We start from the raw sequence: 12,938 nt of genomic DNA on the forward strand, positions 1-12,938 counted from the left end.
CAGCAGATTGGTCTGGTCGGCAATGTCCTTGATCACCCGCACGATGGTGCTGACTTCTTCCGAGCGCTCGCCCAGGCCGTTCATCCGCTCGGCCAGCGCCTGCATGCTGCTGGTCATGCGCTGGATTTCTGCGGTGATGCGGTTGACCGTGGCCACGCTCTGCTCGGTCAGCTCGCCGGTTTCGCGGGCGGTGACTTCGGCCGCCTGTGCGGTATCGGCAATGTGATGCACGCTCACGGTCACCTGCTCCACCCCGGCCGCCGTAGCACTGGCCGCATCAGACTGGCTGGCCGATGCCTGCTGCACCTGGCTGGCAGAATCGGCCAGACTGGCGGCGGCCACGCTCACCTCGTGGCTTTGCTGGCGCACCTCGACAAACATGTCGCGCAGGCTGCCGATAAAGCGGTTGAAGGCATCGGCGGTGCGGCCGATTTCATCGCGATTGGCAATCTGCATGCGAATGGTGAGATCGCCACGGCCGGAAGCCAGCTGATCCATGGTGTCGGCCAGCTGGTTGAGCGGCCGGGTCAGCGCCCGTACCACGGCGGTCAGCACCAGCAGAATCACCACCAGAGCCACCACGCCGATCAGGATGGCGGTCAGGCACTGTTTCCTGGCATCGGCAGTAATCGCTGCCGTCGGGATGGATACGCCCAGCGTCCAGAACTGGCCGGTATCGCCCACTTTCACCGGATGGAAGAAATGGGTGAAACCGCCGTCTTCATAGACGAAGTCTTCGCCTTTCTTGATCTGCTCCAGATGCCCGGCCAGCGCATCATCCTTGGGCACCGGCTTGCCCAGCAGTTCCGGCTTGGCCGTCACCACATACAGGCCGCCTTCGGACACCATGCGGATAAAGCCGGTTTCATACAGATGGATGGCACCGAAGCGTTTTTGCAGCTGGTCCAGCGCCACGTCGGTGGCCGACACCCCCAGCATCTTGCCGGCGGCATCCTTCATCACCACCGCCAGCGAGCTTTCCAGAATCTTCTTGTCCTGCACCTCGTACGGATAAGGCTCGGTAATGGTGTCGCGGCCACGCTGCTTGGGTACATAGTAGAAATCACCCCAGCCGGGTTTTTCGTAGTCGGGCTGATAGCTTTCCGGATGATCCTTGAACTTGGGGAAATCCTTGACGCGGTCCGGTGACATCATGGTGTCCATCTGTGCCTTGCCCTGGGCATTTTTGGTGATGTAGGGCTGGTAACGGCCAGTTGGGTCATGCCGTGGCCAGTCCAGGCGGAAGCCGTTGTCATTGCCATCGAAGGCATTGGGTTCCCACAACATCCACAGCCCCACCGATTGCGGCGCATCGTCCAGCATCTGCTGGATCATGTTGTCCGCCAGCTTGCGATCCAGCGGCGCAACACGCTTGATGCCCAGAATGGAGTCCGCCAGATGGCGTGGCAGGGTGAAGCCCTTGTCGAAATCGCTTTCAGCGTCCTTGGCATAACTGCTGGCCTGTTCGGACGCCAGCTTGTAACCCACATCGACTGCCGCAGAGTAGCTTTGCCAGGCAATCAGACTGATCATCACGGCAAAGCCGACGGCAATGGCGGCTGCCGCTACCACGATGATGCGCGTACTCAGGTGACCCCATTTTGCTGTCGCCATGCATTTATCCCCCGATAAGCTGCTCTTTTAACTGTATGCCTAATATACGGCGTTTCAATACAAACTCTTTAACATATTGGGGTATACCCTCGGTACTGGCGAGTTGCGTGAGCGCTATACATGAGCGGGCGCAAAGAAATCGGCGACGCAATCCAGTAATGTCATTCACATAGCGGCATGACAGTTCAGGCTTCAGGAGCGGTTTTTTCTTCCAGCAGGGTCAGCCAGGCCAGCGCATGACTGTTGCTTTCGCCGCACATTTCGGCAGAAGGCTGCAGGCCGGAACACACTGCCGGCCGCTCTGGTCGGCCAAACAGTAGGCACAGATTGTCAGCGCTGAGCTGGACACAGCGCACCCCGGCCGGCTTGCCCTGCGGCATGCCCGGGATGGGCGAGGAAATGGAGGGCGCGATGCAACAGGCAGCGCAATGCAGACGGCAATCCATGACTGGCTTTCTTCCACGACCGGCAACAAGAGCCGGCCACCATATCACAAAGTCCACCGGCTACCGATGCAGCTGGCTCCTCTTTTGCTGCAGATAATTTACAATATCGGTAACTGTTTTATTTTTTATCCCAAGACCAGCGCCGCGCCTTTTGCAGCCATCAAGTTAGAGCACAAGCAATGATCAAGTGCATCGATGTGTCCGATCTCAAGGTTGGCATGTACATTCACGACCTGAACTGTGACTGGATGTCGCATCCGTTTTTGTTGAAACGTTTTCTGGTCAGTGATGAAAGCGCCATCCACAAGATTGCCGATGCCGGCATCCACCAGGTGTATATCGATATCCGCAAGGGGCTGGATGTCGCACACGCGCCCACGGTCACCGAAGTCAAGCACAAGCTGGAACAGGAAATCATCGAGCTGGCCAGCCACGAAGCCCCGGTGGAACGGCGGGTGGAGGCGGCGGCAGAATTCGGCCGTGCCCAGCTGATTCACAATGAGGCCAACCTCATCGTGCGCGGCATTCTGCAGGATGTGCGGCTAGGCAAGCAGGTGGAACTGGAAATGGTGGAGCCATCCATCGAAAAGATGACCACCTCCATTCTGCGCAATGGTGGTGCCCTGCTGTCGCTGTGCCGCATCAAGGACAAGGACGACTATACCTTCCAGCATTCGGTCAGCGTGGGTGCGCTGATGGTCAGCTTCTGTAACGCCATGAACATGAGCCGCGAGGTGATCCACCATGCCGGCATCGGCGGCATGCTGCATGATATCGGCAAGATGAAGGTGCCGGACAGCATCCTCAACAAGCCGGGCAAACTGACCGAACAGGAATTCGCCGTGATGAAATGCCATGTGGTGGAGAGCAAGCAGATTCTGCTGGCCACCAAGGGTATTTCCGATACCGCCGTCAAAGTAGCCGCCCAGCACCACGAGCGCCACGATGGCAGTGGCTATCCGGAAGGGCTGAAAGGTGAGGAAATCTCCCAGCTGGGACAGATGGCGGCGATTGTCGATGTCTACGATGCGCTGACCTCCGACCGCTGCTATCACAAGGGCATGGCGCCCACCGATGCCCTGCGCAAGATTTTCGAATGGTCGAAATTCCACTTCAATCCGGTGCTGGTGCAGGCCTTCATGCGCTGTATCGGCATCTATCCCATTGGCACGCTGGTGCGGCTGGAAAGTGGTCGGCTGGGGGTGGTGATCGAGCAAAACGACAATAATCTGGTTTCGCCCAAGGTGAAGGTGTTTTTCAGCAGCAAGAGCAATACCTATATCCCGCCAGAAATCGTCGACCTGTCGCGCAGCATGGGTGCCGGTGGCGGCGACAAGATCATCAGCCATGAATCCCCCAGCAAGTGGCGGCTGGATCCGCTGCGCTTTCTGTAACAGACAAAGCCCGCCATTGGCGGGCTTTGTCTGGTGTTTTTTCCTGTTTAGCGCAAACCAGCTCAGCTCTGGCGCACCACCATGGCCTGTTCCGGGCCGGGGAAGCCGGCGGCGGCGAGGGTTTCGCGAATCAGCCGGTTAGTATCGAAATACACCTGCCAGTAGTGTTCCGGCTGGCAGCTGGGACGCACTGCCAGGACCGGCCCCAGCGCGGTGAACTCCAGCAGTTCCACGCTCACTTCCGGCTCGGCCAGCACATTGGGAATGGCGGCAATTTTCTCGCGCAGCAGGCTGATGGCCAGCGCATGATCGGCACTGGCTGCCAGCTGGGCTTTCAGGTCAACCCGGCGGTGACCATTGGCGCTGTAGTTCTGGATGTTGTCGGAGAAAATCTTGTTATTGCCGATCAGTGTCATCACATTGTCCGGCGTATCGATGATGGTGGAAAACAAGCCCACTTCTTTCACCGTACCGGTAATGCCGGCCACGCTGACCACATCGCCCACCTTGAAGGGCCGCAGCACCACCAGGAAGATACCGGCAGCAAAATTGGCCAGCAGGCCGCTCCAGGCCAGGCCAATCGCCACGCCGGCAGCACCGATGATGGCGGCGAAGCTGGCGGTTTGCACCCCGAAGAAACCCAGCATGGCGATCACCAGTACCACGGTCAGGCTGACCGACAGAAACGAGTGAGCATAGCGCCGTAACGTAGGATCGAGCTTTCTGGCCACCAACTGCTCTTCCATCAGCCGTCCGGCCAGCGCGATGAACCAGCGCCCCACCACCCACAGCACGATGGCCGAAACGATATTGATACCGGCCTGGATCGCCAGATCCACCCAGTGCGTCCAATTGATGTCTGTCATGGTCATCCTATTTATTCAGTTGGTAGAAACCATTGAAAAATAGAATGTCCTTGGTGAAAAATCCAGCCAGCACGGTCAGGCTCGCCGCAAGCTCAGCCTGTCAGGGCCTGTAGCTGCTGGCAGGTCTCGCCAATACCGGCCTCGATGCGGATATCGAATACCGCATCCATGCGGGTGGGCGTGTAATTGATCAGCGCCGTCGGCACACCCGCGCGCGCCGCCTCCAGTGGAATCAGGTTGACTGGCGACACTTCCAGCGAAGAGCCCAGCACCAGCAGCAGATCGGCCGACACGGCCACGTCGAAAGCATGCTCGATCAGCGGTACCGGCTCGCCGTACAACACCACGTCCGGCTTCAATACGTCCATGCAATGGGGACACAGCGGCAGGACATGATGATTGATATAGTCCAGCCCCTGTTGCCGGCTACAGCCAGGGCAACTGGCGCTACGCAGCGTGCCATGCAGTTCCAGTACATGCTGGCTACCGGCCACGCCATGCAGGCCGTCAATATTCTGCGTCAGCACCGTCATCTGTTTGCCTGTGGCTTCCAGCCCGGCCAAAAAGCGATGGCCGGCATTAGGCTGGTAATTGCCCAGCAACTTGGTATGGAACAGCTGCTTGAAGCTATGCCAGAAGGCCTCGGGGTCGGCACGGAAGTAATCGATGGACACCAGCTCTTCCAGCTGCATGCCCTGCTGCCACAAGCCCTTGGCCGAGCGAAAATCCGGAATGCCGGATTCGGTACTCATCCCGGCACCGCTCAATACCACGATATGACCAGCCTGCCGAATGGCGGTGGCCAGCTGCACAATGTCCTGCTGCATCGGCGGTCTCCTGCACCTGCTTGTGATGGTTGCCAAGCTTAGTCGAGCGCAGGCTCGCCGCGCAAAAAACCAATGCAGCAAGCTTGCCCGACATCAAGCAGTGGGTGGCAGCACGGCGGGAGCCGGATATTTGACGGCGTTTTTCTGCAATTTGTCGCAGACCGCCGCATTGATATCCAGCTTCAGCACACTGGCCAGCCGCACCAGATAGAGCAGCACATCGGCCACCTCTTCCTGCAGATGGCTAAAGCGCGCCGGGTTGTCTGCCAATTGGGTGACTTCCTCGTCGGTCAGCCACTGGAAGATTTCCGCCAGCTCACCCACTTCACCCACCAGGGCCAGCATCAGATTGCGTGGCGTATGAAAGCGCTGCCAGTCGCGTGCATCGGCAAACTGTTGCAGTACTGTTTCCAGGGCGGTGGTGTCAATCAAGCGCTGCTCGCTCATCACGCTTATCTCCAGTTTGCGGTTTCACGTGAAACCACAGAACACATGCAAAACAAAACGCCCGCAAGCGGGCGTCAGGCTGTGGGCAAGGCCAGGCGCCTCAGCGCAACAAGCCTTCGTCCTGCAGCGCCGCCTGCACTGCCGGCAGCGCCTGCACCCGCTGCATGAACGCGCTGATGGCCGGAAAATCGGCCAGCGAACGGTGCACCATGTGTACCCAGTTCAGGCAGGTAAACAAATAGGCATCGGCCACGCTGAAATCCTCGCCCAGCAGATAGGGAGAGCTGGCCAGCTGCGCTTCCACGATAGCGAAGCGTGCGGTGAGCTTGTCCCAGGCGGCATTCTTCACCTCGTCACTGCCGGGATAAAAAAGCGGCGAGAAACTCTTGTGAATCTCGGTGGCAATGTAATTAAGCCACTCTTGCAGCCGGTAGCGCGCCAGCGTGCCATTGGCCGGTGCCAGCTTGCGCTCCGGCACCTGGTCGGCCAGATACTGCACGATGGCCACGCCTTCGCTCAGCACCGTGCCATCGTCCAGTTGCAGGGCCGGCACATAGCCTTTGGGGTTGATGCTGCTGAATTCCACGCCACTGGCAGTCACATGCGGTTGTGCGCGCAAATTGACCTTTTCCACGCTGAACGGCAGCCCCGCAGCATGCAACACGATATGCGGCGACAGGGAGCAGGCTCCCGGCGAGTAGTAGAGTTTCATCACATCTCCTGTGCGAAAAAAACAGCAACGGCAGCACACCGGCAGCAGAGTAGCGCCGGATTCATCCGGTTTAGCTGGGGCAAGACACGGGCAATTTCAAGCCGACAAGGCCGATTCAACCTTGTTTCGGCGAAAACAGCCGGGGGCGGCCATCCTTGCCGGGTGGGCTGGATGGTCGGTTTTTCATTTCAATGAACAGGGCCTCCACCTGGGCACGGGCCCAGGGCGTGCGGCGCAAAAACACCAGGCTGGACTTGATGCTGGGGTCCTGGTTGAAGCAGCGGATGGCAATGCGCCGGCCCAGCTCGGGCCAGCCAAAACGCTCTACCAGCGCCAGCAGGATCTTTTCCAGCGTCATGCCGTGCAGCGGGTCATTGGGCGGAGTGTCGCTCATGTGAATCATCCTGTTGCTAAGCGCCGGCGTCAGCGCCACATGCAAAAACGACGCAGTGTAGCCCCGCCACGGACAAACGGCCAGCCTGATGCCGGGCAAACCCGGCCCGGCCATTCATGATTGCTAACATTTGACGGCTACCCCGCAATACTTGGCTGACATCTGCGGCAGATACTGCTCCCATCCACTTTCACCTGCACAAGGACAAGCACCATGAAACTGATCAAATCGCTGTTGATTGTCGGTCTGCTGGGCAGCGCAGCTGCCACCACCGTTCACGCCATGGGCAAGGGTGATTGTGCCATGGGTGGCGATGACATGAAGTCACACATGTGGCAGATGGACCCGGCCAAGCGCCAGGCCATGATGGAAAAGCACCTGCAGATGCTGCATGACAAGCTGAAGATCCAGCCGGCGCAAGAGTCTGCCTGGAAAACCTATATTGCCGCCATCAAGCCGCTGCCGGGACAAGACAAGCCGGCCAGCAAAGCGGATGCCAAGCTGCCGGAACAGCTGGATGGCCGGCTGCAGATGATGCAACAGCATCTGGACATGATGCAGAAGCATGTGGCTGCCACCAAGGCGCTGTACCAGCAACTGAGCCCGGAACAGCAAAAGCTGTTTGACCAGGAAGGCCAGCACATGCACAACCGCATGCAGCAGCACATGCAACACCATCGTCAGGCCTCCGCCCCGCTGCCGAACAACTAAGCCTGACATCTGCAGCCATCACCCCACGGCAGCACCGGCCATGCCGGTGGCCCTGTGGTGAGAGCAGGAAAGTACCATGAACTCTCTGACACGCTTTGCCGGCCTTGCCTTGCTTGCCGGCACCATGCTGGCCAGCGCCCCTGCCGCCCAGGCATACCATGGCGTTTACTATGGGCCACCCCATTTTGCACACTGGCACGATGGTTACTGGAACCACGGCTATTACCGTGGCCGCCTTGGCTGGTGGTGGATTACCGGTGGCGTCTGGTACTGGTATAGCGCACCGGTCTACCCCTATCCCGATCCCTACGTGCCCCCGGTAGTCGTGAGCACACCGGCCGTGTCACCGGCTCCGGCAGTACCGCCACCGCCAGCCACCGTGGCCAGCCCGGAAGCGGCCCAGGTCTGGTACTACTGCAAGGCGGTGAAACAGTATTACCCCTATGTCAGCGAATGCCCTGGCGGCTGGAAAACCGTGCCGGCACAGCCACCCAGATAACACAGGACTTGCCATCATGAACAAACTGTTGTGGTTGCCACTGGCAGCCGTCGGCCTGAGCGCTTGCAGTACCGTTCCACTCGGTCCCACCGTAGCGGTGATGCCGGCTGCGGGCAAACCGTTTGAGGTATTTGCCCAGGAAGAACAGCAATGCCGCCAGTATGCTGAAGCCAACAGCGGCGGCAGCAGCGCCGATGCCTCCACCAATGCCATGGCTGGCAATATGGCACTGGGAACGGTGGTCGGGGCAGCAGCAGGTGCCTTGATGGGTGGTCATCAGGGCGCCGGCGTGGGCGCTGGCATGGGCCTGATTGCCGGTACCGCCACCGGTAGCGGTCAGGCGGGCTACAGCGGGCGCGATGCCCAGTACCGCTACAATATTGCCTACGAGCAGTGCATGTATGCCAAGGGGAATCAATTACCCGGCCAGCAGCGCTACAGCGCGCCTTACTATCCGCCGCCGCGTCTGCCGTGATCTGGTGGTAAAAGACAAAGGGGCTGGTCTTGCAGACCAGCCCCTTTGTCATCTTGCTTCAGGCTCAACCCATCAACGGCCAAACCACTTGTCGCCAAAATTCACCAGCAACACACCGGCCACCACCAGCAAGGCCCCGGCCAGTCGTGGCAGATTGAGCTCGCGCAGCGGCATGGACAACCAGCCAAAGCGATCAAACAGCAAGGACGTGCACACCTGGCCGGCGATGATCAGCGACAGCATGGTGGCCACCCCCAGCCGCGGGGCCAGCAAGGTGGTGCCGAACACGAAAAACGCACCCAGCAGGCCACCCAGGAACATCCACCATTCGCCACGCGCCAGTTGGCCGAGGCCGCTGAACTTCTGCCCGCTGCACACGGCCAGCAAGGCCAGACTGATGGTTCCCACGGCAAAAGAAATCATCGCCGCCAACACGGTACTGCCGTCCAGCAGCAGCTTGAGCTGATTATTGATCGCCGCCTGCAGCGGCACCACCACACCGATGGCAAAGGCCATCAGGGCAAGAACTGAATTCATCTTTGTCTTTCGCTAGGCATTGTCAGCTGCTGCACGGGCAAGCGCGGCCGGCTTCAGCCAGTCAGCTTGACCGCCACCACCGGGCGGGCAGCCTTGGGGTTGCGGGTATAGGCGCAAAAACCGGGTTTGGGACCAACCTTGGGATGGTTGCGGCAGGTATTGGGCCGGCGCTCGTAAATGGTACATAGCCTGCTCTGCTGGTCCAGATAGTGGCAGTCGCCATTGGCGCGGCGCATCAGGGTGAAGATGCCATGCTTGAAATTGAAATGCTGGATCACCCGCTGCTTTTCCAGCCGCTTGGCAATGTTCTTGATCGGTTCTTCCAGCTCGAATTCGTCAACCACACCCATGCGCACCAGATCGGGCAGGCGCACTTCCACCGGCATGGAACAGCAGCTGCCCATGCAGTCGCTGCACAGGCCGTTCTTGTACTTGACCCAGGTTTCCAGTCGTTCGATATCCGCCATGGCTGCGACCTTATTGCGGACGTTGCTTGAAGAAGGTCATCGGCGCGGTGTAGGGAATCTCGCTGGGTGCCGGTGCTTTCAGGATGTGCTTTTTCATCTTGCCCATCACATGCATTTCACAGGGACGGCATTCAAATTTGAGGGTGTAGGTTTCATTGCCGGACTTCAGCGTCATCGGCTCGGCGCGCACCTGGCCCATCACCCCCTTCACACCCTTGGCCTGCTTGGGACAGAGATTGTAGGAAAAGCGCAGACAGTGCTTGGTAATCATCAGGCTGACTTCGCCCTCTTCCTGATGCGCCTCGTAAGCCGCCTCGATCACCTCCACCCCGTGCTTGCGATAGAACTGCCAGGCCAGCTGGTTGTAGACATTGGCCAGATAGCTCAGCGTCTTTTCCGGGTATTCCACTGGCGGCTCCACCGCCGCCTTGCGCTGCGGCCGCAGCCAGCCGGCCAGTCTGGCCTGCTCCAGCTGTTCGATGGCCTCGCGGCGCAGGCCATTGATGGCCGATGCCGGCACAAACCACGGCTGGCTCAGCTGCAAGCTCACGTCGTGGGCGACAAACATGGTATTGCCCAGCTTGGCCAGGCTGTCACGCAGGCCCGCCTCGGCCTTGGCGGCATCCTTGGCCGGCTCTAGCGCCAACGGAGCAAAGGCGGTGGCGCTACAGCCATCCTCGTCGCTCACCGTCAGCTGCAGGCCATCGGCCTGTTCGCTCAGCGTCAGCCATACCCCTACCTTGCGTTCGGCCGACTTTTTCAGCAGTGCCAGCTCCCAGGCGTGGTCGCGGTTGCGGCACAGGTCGGTCCCCGGCTTCAGCCCTTGCAGCAAGGCCGGATCATTCGGCTGGCAGCGCCACAGCAGATGACCGCCGGGCACATGGCCGATCTGTTTGACGGTATTGAGCTGCATGCCGACAACCTCACGCTTTTTCATGAAGTTGATGCCGTCGCCATTGCTCATGGTTTCCGGGGTGGCGATTTCCAGCCAGTCCGGCCCCACCTTGTGCACCACGCCCAGCCCTACCCCGACAAATTTGGGCGAATCGAAAGCGCCGATGTCGATCTTGCGGCCGGTGGCAAAGTAATCGGTGCTGCCACGGTGGAAAGTCTTGTCCGGGTCCGGTGCAAAGAAGATTTCGCAGCTGCCGCTGGAGGCCGGTGCCAGCTCGGGGCGGCGTTCGATGATTTCGTCCAGCAGCAAGCGGTAGTGAGCGGTGATGTTTTTCACATAGCTCACGTCCTTGTAGCGGCCCTCGATCTTGAGCGAACGCACGCCAGCGTCCAGCAGCGCTTCCAGATTCTTGCTCTGGTTATTGTCCTTCATCGACAGCAAGTGCTTGTCGAAGGCCACCACGCCGCCATCCTTGTCAGTCAGGGTGTAAGGCAGGCGACAGGCTTGCGAACAATCGCCACGGTTGGCGCTGCGGCCGGTATCGGCATGGCTGATGAAACACTGGCCGGAGAAGGCCACGCACAAGGCACCATGAATGAAATATTCGATGGTGGCGGCATCGCCCACACGGGCGGCAATGCGCTTGATCTCGGGAATGGTCAGCTCGCGTGCCAGCACCAGTTGCGACAGGCCGGCATCGGCCAGAAAGCGTGCCTTGTCGGCATCGCGGATATCACATTGGGTAGAAGCGTGCAGTTCGATGGGCGGCAAGTCCATCTGCAAAATACCCATATCCTGCACGATCAGCGCATCCACGCCGGCATCGTACAGCTGCCAGATCAGCTTGCGCGCGGCTTCCAGCTCGGCGTCATGCAGGATGGTGTTGAGCGTGGCAAAAATGCGCGCATGGTAGCGGTGGGCAAACTGCGTCAGACCGGCGATGTCCTCGAGGCTGTTGCTGGCATTGTGCCGGGCACCAAAGCTGGGGCCGCCGATATACACCGCATCCGCGCCATGCAGGATGGCTTCACGGCCGATTTCGGCGGTTTTGGCGGGGGACAGCAGCTCGATCTGGTGCGACAACAGACTCATGACGATTCCTGACTTGAAAATAGGGCTTTCCCGCTGGCGGGTAGCATGGCGGGAAGGGGCGGAATTATAACGTAATCAGTGGCTTATAGATAGCCACCCGCCATTTTCAGGCAAATTTGCTTATACCCTTGCGCGACAAGCACATGACAAAACAATTACCGCCTGCGCAAGCCTACTAAGTGCGCTTACCTAAGCATGCAGACAGCGCTTGCAAGCGGCATCACCACCGCACTACAACGACAATACCAATATAAAACCAATCATCATTCCGGATGAATTCAGGGGGTAATCATCATGTCGGACCGGCTTACCATAGGCCAGAAGCTGTTTGCGCTCATCGCCCTGCTGCAGCTGATCACACTGGGCGTCGGCAGCTTTGGCTGGCTGACCCAGCAAAATATCCTGGCCGATTTTGCCACCACCTATAACGACCGCGTGGTTTGCCTCAAGCAGCTGAAGCTGGCTGGCGACAGCTATGCGGTCAATATCGTCGATGCCGCCCACAAGCTGCACGCCGGCAGCCTGAGCCAGGCTGATTTTCTCAATGGCCTCGATCAGGCACAGGCCACGCTCAAGCAGCAATGGGGCGACTACCGTGCCACCTATCTGACGGCTGACGAAAAAATCCTGGCCGACCAGGCCGAGCAAGCCATGCACCAGGCCGATGCCAGCATGGTGCGGCTGCGCCAGATCGTGCAGGCCAAAGACCAGGCCGCGCTGCAACAGTTTCTGGACAAGGAGCTCTACCCCGCCGTCGATCCCATCTCCGGCCGCATCAATGCCCTGATCGACCTGCAGCTGCGGGTGGCCGCCGAAAACTTTGCCAGCTCGCAAAGCCATGCCCGCACCTTCTCCGCCCTGTCGCTGGGGCTGATGCTGGGCGGCATTCTGTTGGGAGCCTTGCTGGCCGCCTTCATCATCCGCCGCCTGCTGGCCGAGCTGGGCGGTGAGCCGCGTGATGTGGTGGCGCTGGCCAGCCGCATCGCCCAGGGCAATCTGGCCGACCGGCTGCAAGTCGGCCCAGCTGACAAGCACAGCATTGTCGCGTCGATGGCCCATATGCAGAGCGAGCTGATCCGGCTGGTGCGCCATCTGGACGGTATTACCGGCAAGCTGACCGTACACGCCAGCGAGCTGGCCAGTGCCTCGGAACAGGTTGCCGTCAGCGCGGAAGAACAAACCCGCGCCGCGTCTTCGATGTCGGCCTCGGTCGAACAACTGTCGGTGAGCATCTGCTCGGTCAGCGACAATGCCCAGGACGTGGCCAAGGACGCCACTGCCTCGGGTGATCTGGCACAGGCTGGCGAACAGGTGATTGTCGACACACTGCAAACCATCCAGTCGGTAGCAGACCTCGCCCACCAGTCGCAACAGCAGGCCGACCTGATGGGCGATCGCTCGCAGAAGATTTCCAATGTGGTGGCCATCATCCGCGACGTGGCCGATCAGACCAATCTGTTGGCGCTGAACGCCGCCATCGAAGCCGCCCGCGCTGGCGAACAGGGACGCGGTTTTGCCGTGGTGGCCGACGAGGTGCGCAAGCTATCCGAGCGCACTGGCCA

Annotated in this window: 15 protein-coding genes; 5 read left to right on the plus strand and 10 right to left on the minus strand. The window is 59.8% G+C overall.

From position 1 onward, the window contains the following. A partial coding sequence (locus EAY64_RS14145; protein WP_103525410.1) for a methyl-accepting chemotaxis protein occupies window positions 1–1,614 on the minus strand: 1,614 nt, incomplete at its 3' end. Window positions 1,615–1,799: 185 nt separating this feature from the next. Then, entirely contained in the window at window positions 1,800–2,060 is a 261-nt protein-coding gene (locus EAY64_RS14150) for a YkgJ family cysteine cluster protein (RefSeq protein WP_103525397.1), read from the minus strand. 179 nt (window positions 2,061–2,239) lie between these two features. Here EAY64_RS14150 and EAY64_RS14155 point away from each other — a divergent pair, with 179 nt between their 5' ends. Continuing rightward, entirely contained in the window at window positions 2,240–3,454 is a 1,215-nt protein-coding gene (locus EAY64_RS14155) for an HD-GYP domain-containing protein (RefSeq protein ID WP_103525398.1), read from the plus strand. A 62-nt stretch (window positions 3,455–3,516) separates the two neighbouring features. Here EAY64_RS14155 and EAY64_RS14160 read toward each other — a convergent pair whose 3' ends face one another. From EAY64_RS14160 to EAY64_RS14180, 5 genes are all read right to left on the minus strand, one after another. After that, window positions 3,517–4,320: a mechanosensitive ion channel family protein gene (locus tag EAY64_RS14160; RefSeq protein WP_103525411.1), complete on the minus strand. Its 804-nt coding sequence runs from the start codon at window positions 4,318–4,320 to the stop codon at window positions 3,517–3,519. Window positions 4,321–4,412: 92 nt separating this feature from the next. After that, the gene (locus EAY64_RS14165; protein WP_103525399.1) at window positions 4,413–5,147 is read right to left on the minus strand and encodes an NAD-dependent protein deacylase; all 735 of its coding nucleotides are present in this window, start codon (window positions 5,145–5,147) and stop codon (window positions 4,413–4,415) included. A 93-nt stretch (window positions 5,148–5,240) separates the two neighbouring features. Beyond that, window positions 5,241–5,594 (minus strand): nucleotide pyrophosphohydrolase, encoded by a 354-nt coding sequence (locus EAY64_RS14170; RefSeq protein WP_103525400.1) that lies wholly within the window; start codon window positions 5,592–5,594, stop codon window positions 5,241–5,243. Between the two features lie 100 nt (window positions 5,595–5,694). After that, complete coding sequence (gene gstA / locus EAY64_RS14175; protein WP_103525401.1) at window positions 5,695–6,306, minus strand: glutathione transferase GstA; 612 nt, start codon at window positions 6,304–6,306, stop codon at window positions 5,695–5,697. 115 nt (window positions 6,307–6,421) lie between these two features. Continuing rightward, window positions 6,422–6,700: a VF530 family protein gene (locus tag EAY64_RS14180; RefSeq protein ID WP_103525402.1), complete on the minus strand. Its 279-nt coding sequence runs from the start codon at window positions 6,698–6,700 to the stop codon at window positions 6,422–6,424. 213 nt (window positions 6,701–6,913) lie between these two features. On the opposite strand from EAY64_RS14180, the gene EAY64_RS14185 reads away from it, so the two are divergent. The 3 genes from EAY64_RS14185 to EAY64_RS14195 all read left to right on the plus strand — a co-directional run bounded on the left by EAY64_RS14185 (window position 6,914) and on the right by EAY64_RS14195 (window position 8,385). Further along, window positions 6,914–7,411: a Spy/CpxP family protein refolding chaperone gene (locus tag EAY64_RS14185; RefSeq protein WP_103525403.1), complete on the plus strand. Its 498-nt coding sequence runs from the start codon at window positions 6,914–6,916 to the stop codon at window positions 7,409–7,411. Window positions 7,412–7,487: 76 nt separating this feature from the next. Next, complete coding sequence (locus tag EAY64_RS14190; protein WP_103525404.1) at window positions 7,488–7,910, plus strand: hypothetical protein; 423 nt, start codon at window positions 7,488–7,490, stop codon at window positions 7,908–7,910. A 16-nt stretch (window positions 7,911–7,926) separates the two neighbouring features. Beyond that, on the plus strand, window positions 7,927–8,385 hold the full coding sequence (locus EAY64_RS14195) for a glycine zipper family protein (protein ID WP_103525405.1): 459 nt from the start codon (window positions 7,927–7,929) through the stop codon (window positions 8,383–8,385). 72 nt (window positions 8,386–8,457) lie between these two features. Here the strand turns inward: EAY64_RS14195 and EAY64_RS14200 are convergent, their stop codons facing one another. Genes EAY64_RS14200 through EAY64_RS14210 form a run of 3 tightly spaced genes read right to left on the minus strand, consistent with a single transcriptional unit; the run spans window position 8,458 to window position 11,376 of the window. Then, window positions 8,458–8,922 (minus strand): DMT family transporter, encoded by a 465-nt coding sequence (locus EAY64_RS14200; protein WP_103525406.1) that lies wholly within the window; start codon window positions 8,920–8,922, stop codon window positions 8,458–8,460. Window positions 8,923–8,975: 53 nt separating this feature from the next. Next, window positions 8,976–9,389 (minus strand): YkgJ family cysteine cluster protein, encoded by a 414-nt coding sequence (locus EAY64_RS14205; protein WP_103525407.1) that lies wholly within the window; start codon window positions 9,387–9,389, stop codon window positions 8,976–8,978. Window positions 9,390–9,399: 10 nt separating this feature from the next. Beyond that, the gene (locus EAY64_RS14210) at window positions 9,400–11,376 is read right to left on the minus strand and encodes a peptidase U32 family protein (RefSeq protein ID WP_103525408.1); all 1,977 of its coding nucleotides are present in this window, start codon (window positions 11,374–11,376) and stop codon (window positions 9,400–9,402) included. Window positions 11,377–11,670: 294 nt separating this feature from the next. Here EAY64_RS14210 and EAY64_RS14215 point away from each other — a divergent pair. Next, on the plus strand, window positions 11,671–12,938 hold a 1,268-nt coding region (locus EAY64_RS14215; RefSeq protein ID WP_103525409.1), incomplete at its 3' end, for a methyl-accepting chemotaxis protein.

Source organism: Aquitalea palustris (assembly GCF_003693445.1).
In the GTDB taxonomy this organism is placed as follows: domain Bacteria; phylum Pseudomonadota; class Gammaproteobacteria; order Burkholderiales; family Chromobacteriaceae; genus Aquitalea; species Aquitalea palustris.